The sequence below is a fragment of the Vibrio sinensis genome, assembly GCF_003605645.1.
GTDB classification, from domain to species: domain Bacteria; phylum Pseudomonadota; class Gammaproteobacteria; order Enterobacterales; family Vibrionaceae; genus Vibrio; species Vibrio sinensis.
Genome location: NZ_QVMU01000002.1, coordinates 305,584 through 329,328, shown reverse-complemented (window position 1 = coordinate 329,328; position 23,745 = coordinate 305,584). Strand labels below are relative to the sequence as shown.

General features: G+C 43.4%; 15 protein-coding genes. 5 read left to right on the top strand and 10 right to left on the bottom strand.

What is annotated here, in order from left to right:
- Positions 1 to 33 precede the first annotated feature (33 nt).
- From DZ860_RS04920 to hemL, 8 genes are all read right to left on the bottom strand, one after another.
- Entirely contained in the window at positions 34 to 1,017 is a 984-nt protein-coding gene (locus DZ860_RS04920; protein ID WP_120029806.1) for an ABC transporter ATP-binding protein, read from the bottom strand.
- 2 nt (positions 1,018 to 1,019) lie between these two features.
- Positions 1,020 to 2,045 (bottom strand): ABC transporter permease, encoded by a 1,026-nt coding sequence (locus DZ860_RS04915; RefSeq protein WP_120029805.1) that lies wholly within the window; start codon positions 2,043 to 2,045, stop codon positions 1,020 to 1,022.
- Positions 2,046 to 2,047: 2 nt separating this feature from the next.
- The gene (locus tag DZ860_RS04910; RefSeq protein WP_120029804.1) at positions 2,048 to 3,034 is read right to left on the bottom strand and encodes an ABC transporter permease; all 987 of its coding nucleotides are present in this window, start codon (positions 3,032 to 3,034) and stop codon (positions 2,048 to 2,050) included.
- Positions 3,035 to 3,206: 172 nt separating this feature from the next.
- Complete coding sequence (locus DZ860_RS04905) at positions 3,207 to 4,889, bottom strand: ABC transporter substrate-binding protein (RefSeq protein WP_120029803.1); 1,683 nt, start codon at positions 4,887 to 4,889, stop codon at positions 3,207 to 3,209.
- 743 nt (positions 4,890 to 5,632) lie between these two features.
- The gene (locus tag DZ860_RS04895) at positions 5,633 to 9,019 is read right to left on the bottom strand and encodes a response regulator (RefSeq protein WP_120029801.1); all 3,387 of its coding nucleotides are present in this window, start codon (positions 9,017 to 9,019) and stop codon (positions 5,633 to 5,635) included.
- Positions 9,020 to 9,266: 247 nt separating this feature from the next.
- A complete protein-coding gene (gene rsmC / locus DZ860_RS04890; RefSeq protein WP_120029800.1) occupies positions 9,267 to 10,289 on the bottom strand; it encodes a 16S rRNA (guanine(1207)-N(2))-methyltransferase RsmC in 1,023 nt (340 codons plus the stop codon).
- A gap of 64 nt (positions 10,290 to 10,353) precedes the next feature.
- On the bottom strand, positions 10,354 to 11,439 hold the full coding sequence (locus DZ860_RS04885; protein WP_120029799.1) for an AI-2E family transporter: 1,086 nt from the start codon (positions 11,437 to 11,439) through the stop codon (positions 10,354 to 10,356).
- Positions 11,440 to 11,787: 348 nt separating this feature from the next.
- Positions 11,788 to 13,080 carry a glutamate-1-semialdehyde 2,1-aminomutase gene (hemL, locus tag DZ860_RS04880; RefSeq protein WP_120029798.1) on the bottom strand — a complete coding sequence of 431 codons (1,293 nt, stop codon included), beginning with the start codon at positions 13,078 to 13,080 and terminating at the stop codon, positions 11,788 to 11,790.
- A gap of 336 nt (positions 13,081 to 13,416) precedes the next feature.
- Here hemL and erpA point away from each other — a divergent pair, with 336 nt between their 5' ends.
- From erpA to DZ860_RS04865, 3 genes are all read left to right on the top strand, one after another.
- Positions 13,417 to 13,758 carry an iron-sulfur cluster insertion protein ErpA gene (gene erpA / locus DZ860_RS04875; RefSeq protein ID WP_120029797.1) on the top strand — a complete coding sequence of 114 codons (342 nt, stop codon included), beginning with the start codon at positions 13,417 to 13,419 and terminating at the stop codon, positions 13,756 to 13,758.
- 336 nt (positions 13,759 to 14,094) lie between these two features.
- Complete coding sequence (locus tag DZ860_RS04870; protein WP_120029796.1) at positions 14,095 to 15,177, top strand: efflux RND transporter periplasmic adaptor subunit; 1,083 nt, start codon at positions 14,095 to 14,097, stop codon at positions 15,175 to 15,177.
- 11 nt (positions 15,178 to 15,188) lie between these two features.
- A complete protein-coding gene (locus DZ860_RS04865; RefSeq protein WP_120029795.1) occupies positions 15,189 to 18,290 on the top strand; it encodes an efflux RND transporter permease subunit in 3,102 nt (1,033 codons plus the stop codon).
- 86 nt (positions 18,291 to 18,376) lie between these two features.
- On the opposite strand, the gene shyC is transcribed toward DZ860_RS04865, so the two are convergent.
- A complete protein-coding gene (gene shyC / locus DZ860_RS04860; protein ID WP_120029794.1) occupies positions 18,377 to 19,663 on the bottom strand; it encodes a peptidoglycan DD-endopeptidase ShyC in 1,287 nt (428 codons plus the stop codon).
- 127 nt (positions 19,664 to 19,790) lie between these two features.
- On the opposite strand from shyC, the gene tyrS reads away from it, so the two are divergent.
- Together tyrS and DZ860_RS04850 are read left to right on the top strand one after the other, a co-directional pair.
- Positions 19,791 to 20,978: a tyrosine--tRNA ligase gene (gene tyrS, locus DZ860_RS04855; protein ID WP_120029793.1), complete on the top strand. Its 1,188-nt coding sequence runs from the start codon at positions 19,791 to 19,793 to the stop codon at positions 20,976 to 20,978.
- Between the two features lie 444 nt (positions 20,979 to 21,422).
- On the top strand, positions 21,423 to 22,268 hold the full coding sequence (locus DZ860_RS04850; RefSeq protein WP_120029792.1) for a magnesium transporter: 846 nt from the start codon (positions 21,423 to 21,425) through the stop codon (positions 22,266 to 22,268).
- On the opposite strand, the gene dacB is transcribed toward DZ860_RS04850, so the two are convergent.
- Positions 22,247 to 23,716, bottom strand: coding sequence for a serine-type D-Ala-D-Ala carboxypeptidase (dacB, locus tag DZ860_RS04845; RefSeq protein ID WP_120029791.1), 1,470 nt, complete (start codon positions 23,714 to 23,716; stop codon positions 22,247 to 22,249). The two genes, DZ860_RS04850 and dacB, sit on opposite strands and share 22 nt — an antisense overlap.
- Positions 23,717 to 23,745: the final 29 nt, after the last annotated feature.

Sequence of the window (23,745 nt, the reverse complement as noted above, 5' to 3'; positions counted from 1 at the left end):
AGACTTCGTATCGGTTGTTATTATTTAGTTGCTCTAGATCGACGTCTGGGCAATGGGTTCACCGTAGAGGTGGCAGTTAGATAAACGATTGGGCTCAATTTGTCGTAGCTGTGTTGGTATTTTTGTACAGGTCTCATGTACGCGATCACAACGAGCTTGGAAGCGACATCCTTGAGGGATTTCCAGCAGGTTAAGAGGGTTTCCTGGAATACCCCTTAATTTAGTTTTTGGTCCTGTTAATGGTGGAAATGAACTACTCAACCCTTTGGTGTATGGGTGGTAAGGAGATTGCAATATTTCTTTTGATGGCGCGACTTCAATCAATTCACCTGAGTACATAATGCCAATGCGATCTGAAAATTCGACCATCAGAGAGAGATCGTGAGTGATGAACAAAATAGAGAAACCGAACTCTTCTTTTAGCGCATAAATCTTTTGCAAAATTTCACGTTGAACCACAACATCGAGTGCGGTTGTCGGCTCATCCATGATGATCATCTTAGGGTTAAGAGCTAATGCGATAGCAATGACAAGACGCTGACGCATACCACCAGAAAATTGATGCGGATAATCAGTCAAGCGACTTGGGTGAATATCAACGATTTCTAACAAGCCTTCAGCACGTCTGATAGCTTGTTCACGTGTCATATTGGTGTGGCGCATGATGACATCGCAGAACTGCTCTTCCATGGTTAGTACGGGGTTCAATGCATTCATGGCACTTTGAAATACCATCGACATTTCACTCCAGCGGAAAGACTGCATGCGGTCATCGCTATACTTTAAAATGTCCTCGCCATTAAAGATAACTTCACCCCCAGTGATAAATGCAGGCGGCTTATGTAAACGCATTAATGAGAAGGCGACGGTCGATTTGCCACAACCGGACTCACCAGCAAGGCCAAAAACCTCACCAGGCGCCAAATCAAAACTGACGTTATTACAAGCGCGCACATCACCAGCATTAGTAATGTAATCAACACAAAGATTTCGGATCGAAATGAGTGGTGCTGTCATGATTATTTATCTCCGCTCCAAAGTGCATTTTGTGGCTCAAGTGTTGGCTCACGCTCAGATTTTTCTTGTTTAGCGAGTTTCTTCCAGCGCTTCATTCCTTTATGAGAACGAAGTTGAGGGTTAGCAATTTCATCAACGGCAAAGTTAAGTAATGCAAGACCAGTCATGAGTAAAATCAATGCCATACAAGGTGCAATCAGTTCCCACCAAGCACCAATAATCATCGATGACGAGGTTTGTACGTTGTAAAGCATGATGCCCCAACTAACTGTATTAGGATCACCAAGACCTAAAAACGAGATAGTGGCCTCCATCATTATGGCGAGCATGACCGAACCAATAAAACTTGCGCCTACGATAGGAATTAGGTTTGGTAGAATTTCGACAAAAATAATGCGCCAAGATGACTCACCAAGAACTTCGGCTGCTTTGACAAATTCTTTTTCACGCAGTGCCATGGTTTGAGATCGAACAACACGTGCGCCCCATGCCCAGGAGGTCGATGCGATGATTAGCGCAATGGTTAGCGGTCCAGCCTCGCCAATGAATGCGGCAAGTACAAACAGCAAGGGAAGCTGGGGAAGCACCAACATAATGTTCATTGCAGCCGTGAGGACATCATCAACTCGGCCACCAAAGTAACCCGCTGAAATCCCGATGACAGTGGCAAGAAAACAAACCGTAATACCCGCACCAAAACCGACAGCAAGAGAAACGCGAGCGCCATGAACGAACTGTGACCAGATGTCGCGGCCCATGCGTGATGTTCCCATGACATGGTCAGCTTTTTTCGACATAAGTAAGGTTCGGCGATCATCAGCTAAATTTTCAGCAATCCAACCATCTGGGTTGTTTTGTGCCGCTTTAACCACGAATGATGGGTATTCATGAGGATTACCCGTTCGTTTATCAGGTGCGTGTTTCGATATAAAAGGAGCGAACACGGCGATAAATATAAATGAGCAAAGAATCAGGCTTCCAGCCAAGGCCATTGGGTTGCCAACGATCAATTTGAATAGGCTTTTCATGATTATTTTCCTCCCTTGCGTAGACGAGGATCGAGCACGACGTAAAGCATGTCTGCTACAAGGTTAAACGCCAGCATAAATAGCGTCATGATAAGTAGTTGGCCTTGAAGAACTTGGTAATCTCGCGCTTTGATTGCGTTAAAGAGAACTGAACCTAAACCGGGATAGTTAAAAATGATCTCGATGATTAACTGGCCACCAATCGCCATACCCAGTGCCATCGAAAGTGCGGTGACACTCGGTAACATCGCGTTACGAGCTGCGTAATTGAAGACGATGCGTCTTTCGCTTAACCCCTTGCCTTTCGCCATGGTGATGTAATCTTCAGCGAGCAGGTTGATCATGTTGTTCCGCATGTTGACAAGGAAGCCACCGATTTGAACGATAGTCGCACACAGAAGAGGAAGAAAAGCGTGATAGGCGACATTCTTGTAAAACTCCCAACTGGTCCAATCCGGTAATGTACCTGCGGTATAAGCATACCCTGTCGGGAACCAACCTAAACCAACCGCAAAGGTGAATAGCGCAAGCATCGCAATAACAACTTGAGGTACAGCCTGAATCACCAACATGCCCGGTGTGATGAATGCATCGTAACGACTGCCTCGTTTCCACGCCGCGTAAATACCGAGAATAGAACCTAGAGAAAAAGCCAAAACAACCGCAGATCCAGCAAGAAATAGTGACCAGCCAAATGCACCCGCTAGCAGTGTATTTACTGATAATGGATAAAATTGGATAGAAGTCCCAAGCTCCCAGCTAAGGATATTTTTCATGTAGGCAAAGTACTGCATCCAAATTGGACCATCTACGAAGCCAAGTAGTTGTTTCATTGCTTCGATACGTTCAGGAGTTACCTGCACAGAAGCGTTTGCAAACATCATGGTAACTGGGTCACCAGGCATTGCTCGTGGAATAATAAAATTCAAAGTGGCCGCAACTAATAAAGCGACCATATAAAATGACAAACGTCTAAAAAAATAACCCATAACTTACCCTTACTCACCCAGATTTTCCCTGTTCCTGGATTCAGGTCGCTCTAAGCGAAACTACAAATAGAGAGCGAATAATCCCCTGACGACGAGCGCCATATTTTTAGCTAACAAAAAAAGAGGATTAAGCGGCGTACGGAATGCACGCCGCATGGTTAGAACTGTCTAGTTACTTAACTGGCTTTAGGTCCAGTACATGTAATAGACGCTCTGGGATACCAGCCCAAATATTTGGACGACCTTTTGGATTTTCTTCGTTCCACCAACCAGTAAAGCGAGTTGTGTTGTATTGGAACATGTATGCACCGGACAGAACTGGAATCGTTACTTGATCTTCAGCAATGATTTGCTGGATGCCGTGAGCAATCTCTAGCTGTTCACCTTTATCTGCCGTTTTGTAGAAGCTGTTCAATAGACCATCTAGCTTCTCATTTTTGTAGTAGTGCATCGCGAAACGAGGCATACCATCGCCAGACTGTAGATCTGAGTTGTATGCACTATTCCAATATAGGTGTGGATCGGCACCGTGGAAGTAGTTGGTATAAGCTACGTCATAAGTCGCTTCAAGCATGGCTTGGTTGTACACAGAGAAATCTGGTGTACGCGCTTTTGCTTTAATGCCAACTTCTGCTAGTTGTTCTACTGCAAGTTGTACAGTGTTGTTGAAATCAGTCCAACCATTTGGAGATTGAATCAACAGCTCGAAAGATTTACCTGATGGGGTATCAACGAAACCATCTTTATTGACATCTTTAAAGCCTGCTTTCGCAAGAAGATCTTTTGCACCCTCAACATTGTAAGAGTTGAACCCCTTGTATTTGTTATGAGTCTCTTCATTTGACCAAGCTTCAAATGCGTAGCCCATACCAGACGCAAAATCGTTAACAGTACCGCCACCATAAAAAGCAATATCGATAATGGTTTGACGGTCAAGTGCCATGGAGAATGCTCGGCGGAACTCAAGGTTAGTTAATGCTTCGTTTTTCGCAGCGTCAGGGTGTTTAAAGTTGACTAAGAAAGCCTGAGTACCTGCTGGCGGGTACCAGTATTGGTGGTTTGGATTCGCAGCGGCATAAGTACGGTCAATGTCAGGAATGAATGATGATGTCCAGTCCATTTCACTGTTAACGACTTTACTTAGGAATTGGTCATTGTTAGCAATTTGTGGCACACGAAGACAGTCTACATCGAGGTTATCAGCATCCCAGTAATTCGGGTTTGCACACTGAATATAAAGTTGCGCTGTGAACGTATCAATTTCTGTAAATGGGCCGCTACCCACAGGGTTTTCGTTAGTGAACGTAGATGGGTCTTCTATTTTGCTCCAGATATGTTGCGGAACAACGGGTACTCTTGCAATTTCGTAAGGAACGTTTGAGTTCGCTTCCGTTAGATAGAACTTAACTTGGTAGTCATTAACTTTTTCGACCTTGTTGACCCATGTGTTGATACCAGTTTGGTCAAGTTCAGGTTTTTCTTGCACTAGGTTGAAAGAATAAAGTACATCTTCAGCATCAAAGACTTCACCATCAGACCATTTAACACCTTTACGGATATCAAATGTGACTGTCATTAGGTCATCTGACATTTGGAAGTTTTCAGCTAGGCGAAATACCGGTGTATTGCCGTGCATTTCGTTAAATACAACTAGAGGTTCGTAAATAAAGTCCGTGGTTGTGTGCAGGTTAGTTGCACCTAAGAATGGGTTAAAGTTACGAACAAATGTTGTAAATTCTTTCGGGTGTACAGTCAACTCACTGCGTTCAGCGGCTGTAGCTACAGATGTAAATCCTGTTGTAGCGGTAGCAATAATTGCTGTGGCTAGTGCTGTTTTTTTTATATTGGCAAGCATAGCTGTTCCTTACTCGTTGCTTTCATTTCACGTTTGGATATGAATGGGGAATGCCCTTATTAATTGGTGACACTCACTAAGGCCTACCTCAACCTCAAATTTTTTAGCTCGGAGTGCTATCCAAATTGAGACTACGTTAGAGTGGCCTGTAGGCCTTAGGCAGGTTAAGAAAACACGGTATCGTTGATTTGCGCAATTCCCTTTCTCGTTAAAAACGTTAAAACCATACGGTTGTCTGTCAATAACGTTAAATCGTGTTTTTTTTATCCACTTATATCGATTTTCTATCGGTTGATCTCGGTCACCTATTAATATCGAATAAAACATTTTTGTAAGTTATTACTATCACTTTGCTCCTTTGTTTTATTGGCTTGCCAGTGGTTAGCTTCTTATGGGGATCTTGATCACAGGGTAGTTTTACTGTTAATTTTTTGGTTTAAATATAAACTGCCGTCTTGTTGTGATTAACATCGCAATCTTAGTCAAATTACCTATAAATGACGTGGGTTCTTATCTGATTGGATGGTTTTTTGTGTTTGATTTGGCCTAATGCTACCTTGATATAGTGCTTCTTTTTGGTCGTGTAATAACTCTTGTTAGCTGTGTAACTACTTAGTTTTAGCGTGTTTGTGTATCCAACCATAACGTTTGATTTACGTCTGTTCTGAGCTTTCTAAAAGGCCAGATAATAAAAAGCCTGCATTAAGCAGGCTAGTATTTACTGACTTTGTAATAAATAACGTTTAATTGGTTAATAGGTGCTGTAATTTATCTCGAAGCTCTTCAATATGCTTTCGTTCATGAGACGCGCTATTGCAGTTATCTAAAATATAATCGAGCGTGTTAAGCACCGTGCGCCAACGAGGCGTTTTAGGTAAGGTTTCAACTCTCAAATACTTATCCAACGTGCGTGTTTGTAATGTGCTTCTATCGAGATAGACGCGCCATAAGCCACTTTGTTCAGCAAACGAGAACTTACTTTGACCCGTTGAACTCTCCCAATAACTGATGGCGGAAGTCATAGCATCAACGAGTATTTCACGCATTAAATCTTGCTTAGATTGGCTCTCACTATTAACTTTGTCAGCCAAGCGGGTGAACTCGCCTCCTAGCTCTTTGAGTTGCTGTAATTTGGCTTTATCACCATCAAATGCGTAACACGATAAGGCTTCGACAGCCGTTTCGAGATTATGGATTCGAGTTGCATTGATACCGCCACCCACATTGAATATATACATGGATTTTAGGCCACTTCCTGTCGGCAGTTTAAGAATATCCGCCGAGGGGTGATGACGAATATCATCAATGTAAATATCGACGTGACCGCAGTAATGATCTTGTTCCACTGATAGGTATTTCGGCGCAATGATCTCTTCTGCATTCGAACGTTTTAACTGCTCAGCAGAACGCTTGAACAAGCGCAGAGCGGCTTCGTTAGCAAAACCAACACGATTATCATCACGAATACATATAATCGCCTCTGGCGCGGATTCGAGTTGCTCTAACAAGCGCCCTTGGGTTTCCAATAGATTGGCTTCGATCATAGCTCGTTGCTTCAACTCTTGTTTTAAGTGCTGATTTTCAACTCGTCTTTGCTCAGCTTGACTTGCATTGAGGTGGGTGGAAATACGTGCCGCGAGTTCATGCTTATTAAAAGGTTTGGATAAATAATCATTTGCTCCTACATCAAATCCACGAAGGCGATCATCTGTCTGGTTTAGCGCAGTTAGCATAATTATCGGCAATTCAGCATGGTTGTAACTTTGGCGTAGCTCTTTACACACATCATAGCCGCTCATACCTGGCATCATAATATCGAGTAGTAGTAGTTCCGGTTTGCTATCTTCGACCAATTGAAGTGCTTCGTTGCCATCTTTCGCTGTTAATACGCGATAACCCTCGATACGTAAGAAACTGTCCAATACGCGAAGATTGACTGGCTCATCATCAACAATTAATAACAAAGGTCCATCAGGGTTCTCTGGAAGCGCAGAGCTATCAACTAATTCGAGAGAGTTAAGATCTGGCGCTTTAAAATGCGGACTTTCAGTATGGTTTGCTTGTTCAACTAACGCAGGGTCTGCGATTGGTAACGTGAAACTAAACGTTGTGCCAACCATAGGTTGACTGCTGACATAAAGAGATCCATTCATTAGTTCGATCAATTGACGGCTAATGGTGAGCCCAAGGCCTGCTCCTTGGTGGTAACGACTCGCGTCGCCACCCGCTTGAATTAGCGGTTCAAAGATATGCTCGAGCTGCTCTGCTGGAATTCCTTGTCCGGTGTCGACAACTTGAATACGGACATGATCATCAGCGATATTGGCAGAAATAACGACTTTGCCCTCGCTGGTGTATTTAATCGCGTTGCCAATTAAGTTATAGAGCACTTGTTCTAAACGTTGTGGGTCAGCGACAGCCCAAACCGGCTCATTCGGTATTTGATTGATGATTCGAACTGGCTTATTGCCTAGTAAATGAGAAGAGAGTTCAAGGACTAAACGTGTGGCATTAGAAATATTGACTGCGCGAGTATCAATGTCCAAATTGCCATAACGCATTTTATGGTAGTCGAGCAAATCATCGACCAAGGTAGTTAAACGTTGGCCGCTATTGATGATGATATTGAGTTGGTATTTATGCTCTGCAGTAATAGGGCCATTGGCGCCTGAAATAAGAGCTTCAGCAATACCGATCATGCCATGAAGCGGTGTGCGGAGTTCGTGGGAAGTGGTGGCAAGAAATTCATCTTTGAGCTTATTGGCGAGCTGCAATTCATCATTTTTCTTTTGAATCAGCTTTAGGTTATTTTCGAGTTCTTTATTTTGTTCTTTGATGAGTAAGATTTTTTCACGAATGGATCGCTGCATACGAGCGAAGCTGATAGCTAATCGGCCGATTTCATCTTTACGTTCGGTACTGATCATCTCCGCATCAAAATCTCCAGCAGATACTTTTTCCGCTGACCAGGTTAATTTAAGCAGTGGTGATGTGATGAAGTTTGATAAGTAATGGGAGGCGATAATCACCAACAATATTGCAGTTACCATTGCCGCAACAAATAGTTTTTCAAGTTGATGCACTCGCGCAAAGGCTTGCTCTTCCGGCACTTCCACAACTAAAGCCCAACGAAGATCTTTTAACACAACAGGACTGTAGGCAGCCATTATTGATTCACCAACGGTATTGCTGTAGCTCCCAACCGATGTAATGCCTTGCAAAGCCAAATCGATGACTTCAGTACTTTTATCGATATCTTCTTGCGGATAAGCGAGGGTTCGCGGTTTGTGATCAGACCCGACGAGCAAAGTTTGCATCGACAAGGCATTGTTCGTATCGGCAATTAACTTAGTGATGGCATTGTTTGGCAAGCGGAACATGGCATAGCTGTGTAGATAGCCATGTTGGATAATAGGAGCCCCTAGCCAAGCGATGGGTTTCCCATTTTCCATCGCGAAATCAGAGATAATGACAGGAGTATAATCTTCATCCGATTTGCGCTCGGCGGCGACACGTTCGGTCAGTTGGTGGAATGCTTGCCCTAAGTTACTCTCTTTATATCGGCCAGAAAGTAAGTTAGTTCCATAGTTATCATCTTTGTTGATGGAGTAAGTGACATTACCATCTATATCGACTAACAGAATATCGTCAAAGTCAGATCGTTTTAATAATTCCAAGTAAGAATTATGGTAGCGAGTGTGGAGTAGGCGGTAACGTTCGGTGCCGGTATACACTAACGATTGCGGTAAAATTGCAGTTTTTACTTCATTGCCACTGCCTTTGATATATCGTTTCTGTGCATACTTTCTAGCTTGTTCAACGTCTAAACCTAAACTTTGGAATGCATTCACAAGACCATAGAAGCGTCCCCCACTGGCATAAGCGAGCTCAGAACGAACAAACCCCATCACTTCGGATTCTTTGGCGAGTAAGTAGTCCACAACTTGCTGTTGTTTACTATCGCGCATTGAGATCAAATGAGATGTGCTTTGCTCTTCAAGATCTTGACTGTGCGAATGTAAGAAAAATAAGGCGATAACCGTTAAAGGAGTAATGCTAAGCACGAGAAACGCGAGCATGAGGGTGTTTTGAAGACGCTTAAACTTTTGTTTTCGATAGAACTTGAGCATAGTGAAGAGGCAACTTCCGTGTATGTTTAAACGAATGCCAATATCTTGATTTGACGGGTATTCGTTGATTAGACATTGTGAAAAACGATTCTAAAATAACGAAATTAACGAGTTTTTTTACTTTGACAAGTAAGTCGAATGTAAAGCGTGGATAGCAGCGCACTTTTGGTGGGAGAGTGATTACTTTTGGTAAGAGTAGCCATAAAAAAGCCCAGCATACTTTTTCGGTATGCTGGGCTTAGTCATACTATTTTGTCGCGTGATAGATGGTAAATTTGCTTGTTTTACTCAAAGTATCACATTGACCAAAGCTCGCTTCGATAATCGGAGGATACTTAAGGAAGCTATTGGCAACAATAAAGAGTTGTCCATTGTTCGTTAAATACTGAGGAGCTTCAGCTAATAAAGTTTCAGTCGCACTATAGCTAGTATCTAACCCTGAATGGAAAGGGGGATTACTAACAATGAACTCATAGTTATTGGCTGTGTCAGAGTACACATCGGATGCAAAAACTCGTCCTGTAAGATTATTCGCGGCTAGTGTTGCTTGACTCGATGCGACAGCAAGAGCGCTAATATCACACATTTCTAATTCAATATTTTCATTGAGCGATGCCATTACCGCGCCGATAACACCAGCACCACAGCCAAAGTCGAGAGTTTTGCCGTTAAGTTCTGGCAGAGTATCAAGCAATAGTCGGCTACCAATATCAAACTCACCGTGGCTAAACACGCCCGGTAAACTCTTAATGATCAGTGAGGTATCACGGTAGGTGACTTCATAGCTCTTGAACCAATCATTGATATTGAAAGCAGGAGCTTCTTCAATGCATTGACCCCAGTAGAATGAACAGCGGCGTGCTGAGTCATATTTCTTAATCGGACCGTAAGCATTGAACATTTTTTCAATGCTTTTGACACCAGAGCGGTTTTCACCAATAACAACAATTTCTGTATTCTTGCCTAATTTTGCCATCAACATTGCCAGCAAGTACTCGGCTTCAGCTTTCGCTTTAGGCCAATACAGCAGTAGCATATCGGCTTGAGTCTCTTGAGCAAACTCTGCGCCAAATACGGTTTGGATTTGGGAGTGTTTTTCAAGTTGACGGTGATAGCCGTAATTGGTGGTAAAAACTGTGACAGATTCACAGTGTTTTACTAATTCGACGGGAAAGAGATCTTCAGACTCCCCCGCGACGAGAACATGCTTACCTTCGAAGTAAGCGAGTTGTCGCTGTGCAATTTGGCTGGGTGCGATATAAGCAGACATAGTTGACTCTGGTGACGATAGAAAGAGGGCGGATTTTCTCATACTCCGCCCGTGGCTTGAAGTTTTAACTGCGATCCTGTTGATCTAAGAAGTTTTGGAACTCTTCTTCATACATATTGAACAGGACAATCGTAATGGCAAAGACTAACGGGCCATAGATTAAGCCAATAAGACCAAACAGCTGTAAACCACCGAGTAAAGAGAAGAATATCATCAAGGTATTCATTCCCGCGCTGCCCTGCATTAGGAATGGACGCAGCAAATTATCAATGGAACCAACAATCGCAATGCTCCAAACCGCTAAGAAAATTGCCCATGTCGTATCACCGATTAAAAATAGGTAAATGGCTGCTGGAATCCAAATAAGAGCGGTACCCACAACAGGGATAAATGAAGCGAAGCCCATCATGGTACCCCAGAAAAGCCCTGGGAAGCCCGCAAGCCACATACCAAAACCACCGGCTAGACCTTGAGCTATCGCGGTTAGGAATGAGCCCATAACTGCAGACTTAGAGACTTTCTCTATTTCTTCTAATAGCTTGTCTTCCTGACTACGAGAAAACGGCAAGATATGACGCATCGCTGAAATCAGTTTGTCGTGATCACGTAATAAGAAGAACAGGACAAACAGCATTAAGAAGAAAGAAACGAGGAAGTTAGTCGCATCACCTAAAATTTTGGCACTAATACCCACAAGATTCGAACCAAAGCTCGTCGCAAGTGTAGCCACGCGTTGAGCAATTTCTTGTGGATTAATCTCATCAAAAGGCAGATATTTATTGGCAAGAGCAAGCCCTTTTACCACTAACGGGTGTTCAAATACTGCTTGAATACCCCCATGAGTTACCCAGTTATAGGTATTTTGTGAGAAAACCGAACCCTGTTGTACTATCGCTGAAAAAACAATCAGTAAAGGAATGACGATAATAAACGTTAATATCACGCAGGAAAGCAATGATGCGAGGTTGTTGTGGTTTGGCAATTTTTTTTCAAGCCATTGATGAATTGGAAACATCAGTAGCGAAATGATAAATGCCATGACGATGGAGTTGATATAAGGCTCTACGAGCAAGAAACAGGCATAAGCAGCTGCTAATAGAGCGACAATAAGTACCCAATGGCTAGATGTGATTTTTACTTTATTTGACACGGACTTGTCCAAAAATTCGGCGTTATACCAGTATAATGGCCCCAAATCAGAGAGTTATCAATGGAGAGTTAAAAATGGGATGTTGTAGTAAGGACAATGCCTGTGAATGTTCCTCAACGAAGAAGCGTTCGATACCATGGTTTTTACTGATTTGTGTTGGGATAGCGGGGCTTGTATTGTTTTATTGGCAATAGCGATGGCGCATTTGACAGTAAAAAAATTTGTTAAATAAAAGCTTTAAAAAAGACAGGCGCAATGAATGCAGCCTGTCTACTATGCGTTCGTTTTGCTAACAGTCGGAGATTAACTAATTGATAGTGGTTGATTTGGTACTGCTAACCAATGCCATTATGCTTCGCGAGCTAAAAGTTCAAAACAGCGATCCGCGGCATCAAGAGTTGCTTCAATTTCACGGCTACCATGAGCCAAAGAAGTGAAGCTTGCTTCAAATGCCGATGGTGCAAGGTAAACACCGTGCTGTAGCATTAAGTGGAAGAAACGCTTAAAACGCTCAACATCACACTTGGTCACGTCGTCATAGCATGTCACTGTTTCTTGCTCAGTAAAGAAGAAACCAAACATACCACCGACTTGGTTAACAACTAATGGAATACCATGTTTGTTAGCCAGTGATTTAAAGCCGTCAGCCAGCTGTTTAGTTTTTGCTGCTAGGCGTTTTTCATTGCCTTCTTCTTTTAATAGAGTCAAGCAAGCATAACCCGCTGCCATTGCTACAGGGTTGCCTGATAGTGTTCCAGCTTGATAAACAGGGCCTGTTGGTGCGATGAATTGCATCACATCTTTACGACCACCAAAAGCACCGACAGGCATGCCGCCACCAATGATCTTACCTAGGGTCGTTAAGTCAGGTTTGATGTTGTAGTGAGCTTGAGCGCCGCCAAGAGCAACACGGAAACCCGTCATTACTTCATCAAAAATAAGTAGTGCGCCTTCTTGGTCACAGATTTCACGTAGACCTTCGTGGAAACCCGCTACCGGAGGAATACAGTTCATGTTGCCAGCGACTGGTTCAACGATGATGCACGCAATTTCACCCTTGTTCGCAGCAAACAGTTCACGAACAGAGTCAAGATCATTAAATGTCGCTGTTAGTGTGTATTTAGCAAAATCAGCTGGTACACCTGGCGAGCTTGGTTGACCAAGAGTTAGTGCGCCAGAGCCAGCTTTAACTAACAAGCTATCTGCGTGGCCATGGTAGCAACCTTCGAATTTCATGATCTTGTCGCGGCCAGTGAAGCCACGAGCAAGACGAATCGCACTCATAGTCGCTTCAGTACCTGAACTCACCATGCGAAGTTGTTCCATTGATGGAACAAGTTCAGAGACAAGCTCTGCCATCTTGATTTCTAGCTCAGTCGGAGCACCGAAGCTTAAACCACGTTGAGCTGCACTGATAACAGCCTCGCGGATGACAGCATGGTTATGACCAAGAATCATTGGTCCCCATGAACCAACGTAATCGATATATGCTTTGCCGTCAGCATCAAACATCAACGGGCCATCGGCACGCTCAATAAAAATTGGTGCGCCACCAACGCCGTTGAAAGCACGTACTGGTGAGTTTACGCCACCAGGAATTATCTGTTGTGCTTTTTCATAGAGTTCAGCTGATTTGGTCATTGATATATCCTCTTTTGATTGCACGGACCAAGTTGGCTGGCATTGTACCTGTCGAACGTGATTCGAGAAATGTTTTCCGCTACATTCTGGTGAATTAGATCTACATTTCAAGGCTATTTATGTAACTTAAGTTTGCCGCTAATATGACAGATATCGGCACGGTTCTTATTCAGGATAAAATGAGAATTGATCATTCCAATTAGGAAGAATGATGGTGAATACTTGAACGTTTCACTCAGGTATTAGATAATCAGCGGATTACTACTATAAAACTGTTTTTCTAAATTTGTACATTTATGTACGAATTAGGATATTACACGAGCGAGAGAGGTCATCGTGAGCGAAGTAAATGTACCATTATCCTTTTCTGATGCAGCAGCAACACGCGTTCATGCATTGATCGCAGAAGAAGAAAACCCAGAACTAAAATTGCGTGTATACATCACTGGCGGCGGGTGCAGTGGATTCCAATACGGTTTTACATTTGATGAAAAAGTTAACGAAGGCGATACGACGATTGTTAATTGCGGCGTGACTTTGGTTGTTGACCCGATGAGCTTGCAATATTTGATCGGTGGTATTGTTGATTATACCGAAGGTCTTGAGGGATCACGCTTTTTCGTGAATAACCCGAATGCGACCACTACTTGTGGTTGTGGCGCATCATTCAGCGTTTAATTGTCGCTATTTAACTCAAAGCGCTTAACTCAAAGCGCTTAGGTCAACAGACTTGAGAAATCGGCATTGAGTTCTTTATGTTAATTGCTGTCACTAGCTTTTATTGTGGCAGCGAATTCCTTTCTTTACTCAGAAATGAGACCCAGCTAGAAACACTATCAGGAATATTTTATTTCTAACTGTACAGTTTATATGCTGAGTCACGCGTCATCCTCTTCAAGCACTTGCTGCTTTCTTTCTTGCAAAAAATTGGTTTGCTAAAAATTGCTTGTTCAACAATCTAACAAGGCTACATAAGCGTACTAGGAAGAAGCTTATGTATTACAAGGAATCGTTATGGCTCGATTGTCTATTATCCGATATTTATCGGTAAGACCTTATTATATCTCATTGTTTTTTGTCGTTCTGCTGGCATTTTGGCTTGGTATCGGTGCATCAGACGCAGACGAAAAACCAAGGGATGCTTCTGCTGAAGTTGTGCCGTTAGCAAAAGTCTCTTATCACTCATTTCAAGCTGAACTTACTCATAAAACGATCGACCTTTACGGGCGAACTGCGCCGGATAGACAAGCTCGATTAGGTGCAGAAATCGCCGGAAAAATATTGAGCTTACCAGTGAGAAAAGGCGACTCTGTTCGTAAAGGGCAAGTGATCTCTTCCATTGATAAAGGGGATCTCGAGATCCAACTTGAACGAGCCCAAGCCATGCTCAAAGTGCGCCAGAAAGAATTTAAAGCAGCTGAATCATTAAAAAAACGCGGTTTACAAGGAGAGGTGGCATTTACTAATGCGCAAGCTGCATTGGTTGAATCTAGGGCGATGGTGAGTAACGCTAAGATCGCATTACGTAATACATCGGTGACAGCCCCATTTGATGGCATTGTTGATCACTTATTTATTGAACAAGGTGATTTTGTTGGTATTGGTGATCCTGTTGCTTCTGTTATTGATCTTAATAAGCTTGTGATTGAAGCCGATGTGAGCGAGCGCCATATCCAAGATTTAACATTGGGCCAAATAGCTAAAGTCCGCTTTATCCACGATCAAACCGTTGAGGGACGAGTACGTTATATTTCGAGAATTTCCTCTTTGGCAACCAATACATTTCCGATTGAAGTTGAGATAGCCAACCCAGAACAAAAAATTCCAGCAGGTATCAGCAGTGAAGTGGAATTGAACTTACAAGAACAGTCTGCGGTGAAAGTGACACCTGCAATGTTAGCACTTGATGAGGTTGGTAACCTTGGAGTGAAAACATTGGTCGATGATCGGGTTCTATTTGTGCCAATTCAACTGGTGAAAGCAGAGCAAGATGGTGTTTGGCTAACGGGGTTGGGGGATACGGTTAATATCATCACGACAGGGCAAGGTTTCGTTCGTGATGGTGACCAAGTCGTCGCTGTCAAACAAGCTCAATAGTCGGAGGCATTATGTTTGCTTTAATCAATGCAGCGATGTCTCGCACGCGCACAATGCTGGTTTTGTTGGTGTTTATCTTATTTGCTGGCATTGCTACTTATATCACCATCCCCAAAGAATCGAGTCCTGATATCACCATTCCGATTATTTATGTTTCCGTCGGCCACCAAGGTATCTCTCCCTCGGATGCGGAGCGGTTATTGGTCCGCCCAATTGAGCAAGAATTACGCTCAATTGAGGGAGTTAAGGAGATGACTGGGGTTGCATCTGAGGGCCATGCTTCGGTAACCCTAGAGTTCAGTGTTGGAGTTGATCTTAACAAAGCAATGGCAGATGTTCGCGAGGCGGTTGATCTCGCCAAAACTAAGTTACCAGAAGACAGCGATGAACCTACCGTCAATGAAGTCACTTTAGCTTCTGAAGAACCGGCTTTGTCCGTGGTTCTTTATGGAACGGTACCTGAGCGAACTATTGTAAAAATTGCCCGTCAATTACGCGATAAGCTGGAAAGCTATCGACAAGTTTTAGAAGTAGATATTGCCGGTGATAGAGAAGATATCGTCGAAATCATCGTTGATCCGCTCTTAATGGAAAGCTACAACTTGGATCAGGCTGATATCTATAATCTGATCGCATTAAATAATCGTGTGGTTGCCGCTGGGTTTGTCGATACCGGCTATGGTCGATTTTCTGTAAAAGTCCCATCAGTTTTTGATTCTCTAAAAGATGTCCTCGAGTTGCCAGTTAAGGTTGATGGGAAGCAAGTGATTACCTTTGGAGATGTGGCCACGGTTCGACGCGCTTTTCGCGACCCAGATAGTTATGCTCGTTTAGACGGTAAACCCGCGGTGGTATTGGACGTTAAAAAGCGAGCTGGCGAGAACATTATTGAAACCGTCGATCTGATAAAAGTCGTTATGGCTGAGGCGCAAAAATTGCCTGAGTGGCCGAATAACTTATTGGTAAAGTACACCTGGGATCAGTCGGAAGACGTTAAGATTATGCTTAACGATCTGCAAAACAATATTTTGTCTGCCATCATTCTGGTCGTTATTGTGATTATTGCGATCTTGGGAGTTCGAACCGCACTGCTGGTAGGTATTGCTATTCCGGGGTCATTTTTAACGGGCTTACTGGTGCTGGCATTATTTGGTTTCACCATCAATATTGTGGTGTTGTTCTCGTTGATTATGGCGGTCGGTATGTTGGTGGATGGAGCCATCGTGGTCACCGAGTTTGCTGACCGACGTATGCAAGAAGGTACCCCGAGAAAAGAAGCATATCGAGATGCGGCAAAGCGGATGGCTTGGCCGATTACCGCATCAACAGCAACCACGTTAGCAGCATTTGCTCCGTTACTGTTTTGGCCTGATGTCACGGGGGAGTTTATGAAGTATCTCCCTCTAACCCTCATTGCTACCTTAACCGCTTCCCTTGCGATGGCTTTATTGTTTGTGCCGGTATTAGGTAGCTTAATTGGCCGTCCGCAGAATGTGACTCAAGCGAGTAGAGCGCGCATGGTGGCATTACATGATGGTGATTTCACTCAAGCCAAAGGGCTAACAAAGCTCTATTACCACACTTTAAAAATTGCGATTCAGCATCCGATTAAAATCCTACTCTGTGCCATCGTACTTGCGGTTGGGGTGGGCTTTAGCTATAGCAAGGCTGGGCTGGGTGCTGAGTTTTTCCCTGAGGTTGATCCTCCATTCTTTACCGCCAAAGTGCGCTCCTATGGTGATCTTTCTATTGATGAGAAAGACACGATTATGCGAGAGATAGAACAAGTGATGTTTGATCACGATGAGTTCGAAAGTGTTTATACCCGTACTGGTGGCAGTGATGAAATCGGCCAAATTCAAATCACGCCAGTTGATTGGCAATATCGTCGCCAAGTAAAAGATATTATTGAAGATCTCAAGACAACCACGGATCAGTTTTCTGGCGTAGAAATTGAGTACAAGTTCCCCGACGCAGGTCCACCGGTTGAGCATGATCTTGTTTTAGAGCTTTCAGGAGGAACCCTTGATAGCTTAGATCGAGGAGCGAAGATAGTTAGACAGTGGGCTGATAAAACCCCGATGCTTACTAATCTCAGTGATACTTCGAGCAAAGAGGGCATTGATTGGCAAATTGATATCCGTCGGGATGATGCATCTCGCTTTGCTGCTGACGCGACATTGGTCGGTAATACCGTCCAGTTTGTTACCAATGGTTTAAAAATGGGGGATTACTTACCGGATGACTCGACAGAAGAAGTCGATATTTTAGTTCGTTACCCCGAACACAAACGGGATATTGGTCGATTTGATGAACTGCGAGTGAAAACAGCGGCGGGTATGGTGCCGATCACTAACTTTGCTAGTATCGTACCGGATCATAAGCAAGATACGATTCGACGTATCGATGGGCATCGCGTGATCAATATTATGGCGGATATGAAAGAGGGATATAACCTCACTAATGAGCTGCCAAATATTGAACGAGCATTAAATGAACTGAAACTTCCCGATGGTGTGGTATTTAAGGTTCGTGGGCAAAATGAAGAACAACAAAATTCTTCTGCGTTTTTGCAAAATGCGTTTCTTGTCGCTTTAGTTGTTATGGCCCTGATTTTGATTACTCAATTTAATAGCTTTTACCAAGCCTTTCTTATTCTGAGTGCGGTACTGTTTTCAACGGTTGGTGTTTTTGTCGGTTTGTTGGTTTTCCAAAAACCGTTTGGCGTCGTCATGTCTGGTATTGGGGTGATAGCGTTAGCGGGCATCGTGGTGAACAACAATATTGTGTTGATTGACACTTATAACCAGTTAATGCGACGCGGCTTGTCCAAACAAGAAGCGGTATTACGAACTGGAGTGCAGCGTTTACGTCCAGTTTTACTAACAACAGTCACGACGATTCTGGGACTACTACCTATGGTATTAGAGATGAATATCGATCTGATTAACCAGAAAATTGAATTTGGTGCGCCGAGTACACAGTGGTGGTCACAACTATCGATGGCGGTAGCGGGTGGGTTGGCGTTTGCAACGGTGCTCACCTTGGTGCTGACTCCGTGCTTATTGATGCTGGGTAGAAATAAAACAATAACAGTAGAGGCGCAGAATTAACCAGAGTTCAGATAAACAAATCTGGTATAAAAAAATGACCCGCTGAATAGCGGGTCATTTTTTATTATTAGGTGATGGTAGGGTGGTTACTGCATCGCAAGTAAACGACCATACTTTTCTAAGTTATCTAAGCGAATTTTTGCGTTAGCAATAAACGTTGCTTTGGTTTTACCTGTTAACGATTTCGATTGAGGTAACTTCACCGTTCGAGCATTTTTGTGAACGCCGTTGACCAAAAATTCATAGTGAAGATGTGGCCCGGTAACTCGGCCTGTTCCGCCAAGTGTACCAATAGTTTGCCCTTGTTTAACTCGTTGGCCTGTTTTCACGTAGCGACGCGTTAAGTGCAAGTATTTGGTAATGTATGTATTGCTGTGTTTAATGAATACATAGTTGCCGTTAAATTGGTTGTAAGCTGATTTTTGAACAACACCATCACCCGCAGCCCAAATTGGGGTACCAACAGGAGCAGCATAATCCGTACCTCGGTGTGCACGAACCTTGCCGGTCACCGGGTGGCGACGAGTTGGGTTAAAGTTCGATGTTACACGACGAAAATCAAGCGGTGAGCGTAAAAACGCTTTCTTCATCGCTCGGCCTTCTTCATCAAAATAATTACCAGTGTTGTCATCTAAAATGGCTTTAAATGTATCACCTTGGTTGGTAAAAATGGCGGCGATAATCTTACCTCTGCCAATCACTTCACCCTCAAAGATCTTCTCTTGATAGAGGATCTTGAAGCTGTCACCTTTGCGAATATCAAGAGCGAAGTCGATATCCCAACCAAAAATCCCAGCGAGTTCCATTATTTGGTTCGCAGTTAATCCGGCTTGAATACCAGCATTCCAAAAGTTTGATGAGATATCCGCTTGAGCATAATTGTATTGATATTGAATTTCTTTCTCTTCAATTGATGAGCGATAGCCTTGGGCTGTTTTATCAATGACAAAGGTTTCATAGGGATTGATCTTATGAGTGATTTTCGTCAGCTCATTTTCAGAATTAAAACCGAAAACAAAACTATCACCGGGTCTGATATTGGTGAGCTGTTGTTGAATTGCTTTGCTACTGGTTGTGAGTTCGTACAAGGTTCGAGAGGAAAGGCCTGCTCGCTGGAATAATAGCGCAGCACTGTCACCAGATCCCACGGTTTGCTTGTCCCAGCGCAATACTGCCGTAGAAGGTTCATAGTCATCACTGATGAGTTTCTCTGGCGCGATAGCAACATCATAGGATTGACCAACTTGATATAGAGTCTTGTTGGGCGCCAATTGTTTTGGTTCTGGGAGCAAAATGGCTATGAATATTAGAACAACAAAGAAAATAATCAGAGCTCGGTGAATCCTTGGGAGTCGAGCGAAAATCGTGAACATCTTATGTCCGTAGTAAAAAAAGAATAAAAATACTAATCGAATAGTCTAACTGGTTTCAAAAAGCATCGCTATTCAAGTAATATGGCAAATCATGAATTTTTTGCCAAATCTGTGGGAGTGAACAAGAATGGCGAGCATTGAAGCTGCACTAGCAGAGATTAAGCGCGGTGTCGAAGAGCTGATTCCAGAAGAAGAGTTGATTGCGAAACTAAAAGAGGGTCGTCCTCTTCGCATTAAACTTGGTGCCGATCCAACAGCGCCAGATATCCATCTGGGTCACACTGTTATTTTTAACAAATTACGCGCTTTCCAAGAGCTTGGCCATGAAGTGACTTTCCTTATCGGTGATTTCACCGCTATGGTTGGTGACCCATCAGGCAAGAACACAACACGTCCACCGCTAAGCCGCGAAGACGTATTGAAGAATGCGGAAACGTATAAAGAGCAAGTATTTAAAATCTTAGATCCAGCGAAAACTGAAATTCGCTTTAACTCTGAGTGGTTATCTGAGCTTGGTGCTGAGGGGATGATCCGTTTAGCATCAAACCAAACAGTAGCTCGTATGCTTGAGCGTGATGATTTTAAAAAGCGTTATGCTGGTGGCCAACCAATTGCAATTCACGAATTCATGTACCCGCTACTTCAAGGTCATGACTCTGTTGCGCTGCAAAGCGATGTTGAACTTGGCGGTACTGACCAAAAATTCAATTTGCTAATGGGTCGTGAACTGCAAAAATCAGCAGGTCAAAAACCACAAGTTGTATTGATGATGCCTCTTCTTGTCGGCCTTGATGGCGTTAAGAAAATGTCTAAGTCAGCACACAACTATATTGGTATCAGTGAAGCACCAAGCGAAATGTTTGGTAAAATCATGTCGATTTCTGATGAATTGATGTGGAGCTACTATGAATTGTTGTCGTTCCGCCCATTAGAGGAAGTGGCACAGTTCAAAGCTGATATCGAAGCGGGTAAAAACCCTCGTGATATCAAGATTCTTCTTGCGAAAGAGATCATTGCACGTTTCCACTCAGAAGCAGACGCTGAAGCAGCTGAGCAAGAGTTCATTAACCGTTTTGCTAAGAATCAAATTCCAGATGAAATGCCTGAGTTTGAATTCGAAGCAGGTTTACCAGTAAGCAACTTGTTAAAAGAGACAGGTCTATGTGCGTCAACATCTGATGCAATGCGTATGGTTAAACAAGGCGCGGCTAAGATGGAAGGTGCGAAAATCGAAGACGCGAAATTTGCGCCAGAAGCGGGCACTTATGTGTTCCAAGTTGGTAAGCGTAAATTTGCTCGTATTACGATCAAGTAATTACCTCAGAAATGAAAACGAAGCGCCGTAATGGCGCTTTTTTTATACCCAAATCCAAGAAACGCTATACCACATTAATCTGATTAGCCGAGAGCTTGTCGATTTCTTCATGTCTATTGAACCGCGTTAAAATCTTTGCTTTGAACTGACAAATTAGCTGAAAAATAGTCGGAATTACGGCGAAGATTTTGCTATCATTTTAGCGCTGCCAAATGAGCAGTATATCGGAGATTTTTATGAACAATATCGACCATCCCCCTAGTATTAAGGGAGAAAAATAGCTGATTTCGGTATTGTCATTCTTTGCTCTGCCTAATCGGTAGGGTGTCTTTCACCATCCCTTGTTTTTCTCCTCATTTCTAGATTTCAGTTATTACACAGCAACATGGTTTGTTTGTGTCGTAACTCGATGGTCGTTACCTATTGCCAATCGGGAGATTCGCCATGACGGTAATGAACAATACATTTATTGAAAATACCCCTGCCTTTTCTCAAGAAGAGATCGGGGCTGCACGTAATGCCTTTTTGAAATACGATAGCGAGCAGCAAGTACACCTGCTAACCGTGATGCCCATTGAAGAAGCAGTCGCGATTTTGCATCACTGTTCTGTGGGGTATGTACAACAATTGATCTCGCAATTGGAAAGCAAGGGCTATGACAAACGTGCACGCCACTACGCCCATCGATTAGGATTTATCCATTCGGAAGCGGAGTTGGCGAAAAGTTATTTGTCGACCACAGTATTTGAGCATGTTAAGCAACGGATAGGTTGGATCATTGGTCTTGCACTACTTGGTATCGTTTCTGGGCTGATCATTGCTCAATATGAAGATACATTGAGTCAGTTAGTCTTGTTGGCGATATATATGCCGGTGATCGCTGCTGCTGGAGGAAATACAGGGACGCAAGCTGCAACCTTAGTGATTCGAGCTTTGGCGACTGGAGAGTTGAAAAAAAGACAATGGATGGCGGTTTTTTGGAAAGAGAGTCGAATCGCATTGTGCCTCGCTTTTGCTATCGCATTAGTCATTATTGGGCGAGTGCTTTATTTCAGCGATCCATCGTCACTGGGTGGGTTCGATATTAATACCATCGCACTGTCGATTGCTGTCGCCTTGTTTATTCAAGTGACAATTTCCACCACATTGGGTGGATTGCTACCGATACTAGCTCGGGTATTTAAACTGGACCCCGCCGTTTTGGTGAGCCCAGTTTTAGCTTCGATTGTGGACATATCAGGAATGTGGATTTATTTTTCTGTCGCCAATCACTTCTTAGGGATTGCTTGACTAAATCGCACGATATCTTGATAAAACAAGGTTTCAAATGCAGTGATAGGAGCGACTGTCGCAGGGCGGTCGCTTCTTTTTTCTGGATGATAATCAGCGACATATTGCACGAACAAGGTGCTCGGTTGTCCGTTAGTGTTCAGACCGTACCCCGCCATGTTGTAGCTTCCATAAAGTGACCCACTTTTTGCTATGATCTTACCTTTTATTGGCGGCTTTCGCATGCTACTGCGATATTTGAGTGTGCCATCTGTTCCTGCGGTCGGCATTAGCTTAATTAGCTGGAGTGTTTGGTCATTACGCCAGATGTAGCGAAGAATTGCTGCCATATCTTTATTGGTAAAACGGTTATTGCGAGATAAACCTGAACCATCCACCATTTTACTGTGGCTAATATTAACTCCGGTATTGGATAAGATGATTTGCTTGATCGCTTCCGTACCATTAGTGAAGTTACCTGCCTGATGAAAGAACTCTCGACCAATTGTTTTGGTGAGGTTATCTGCAATGAGGTTATCCGAACGTTTGAGCATCAAATCTAGCAGCTCAGGAAGCTTTGCAGATTGGTGCGTTGCAAGTTGGGTCATTTTTTGCTGACTTTTTTGCTGATTTGGCGTGCCAATTCTAATTTGACCTAATAGTTTTATGTTCAGTTGTGAAAGCTGGCTGCTAATAACACGCTGCGCATATAGATTTGGGTTTTGAACGGCAAATTTGAGTGGCAAGGGTTTGCTGCGTTCTTGTAAGCAACCGGAGAGTTGATAGTGGTTGTCCTGCGATGGGATGAGTTCTAAATCACAGCGAGTACTTTCTCGTTCAATTTTCGATACGGTTTTCGCCTCTGTTGTCACATACACAGGGTAGTGTTGAGGAACATTAACGCGAGTGGTGCCATCAGTTTGGGTATAAATCGCCGCTTGTATGCAGTTGCCATCCAAGGTAATGGCAGAAGATGGGGCACTATAGCAAACACCTAAAATATCCCAAGGCCAGCCGATAGCGCGGTCGTAGCCATTGAAAGCACTGACATCTAACCACAGATCACCCTCAATCGTGTTACCTAATTGCTGTCGGGCTAGTTTTAGTAAATTGCTCAGATCTTGAGTTGTGAGGGTTGGGTCGCCATCAAATTGAATGACGAGGTCATTGCCCGATCTCAACAGTTTGGTTTGAAATGAGAAATCATTGCCGAGTTCAAGTTTTGCCGCTAGCGCAGTGACCAATTTTAGCGTACTGGCGGGAGGGAAAAACTGCTCACGGTTTGGGGTGGATTCGAGCACTTTGTTGCTGGCTAAACTTTCGATTACCACTGATGTGCGGCTTCCGTAAGGCAACTCATCGATTGGTGAATAAGCTTGAGAGGTCGTAGATAAAAGACTCACGATGAGTAACAGCAGAATACGCAATGATGAGGAACGATGTAATAACGGAGTGTTTCGCAACAACATAGTGTTTGGAGACTCGGTTTGATGGGTGA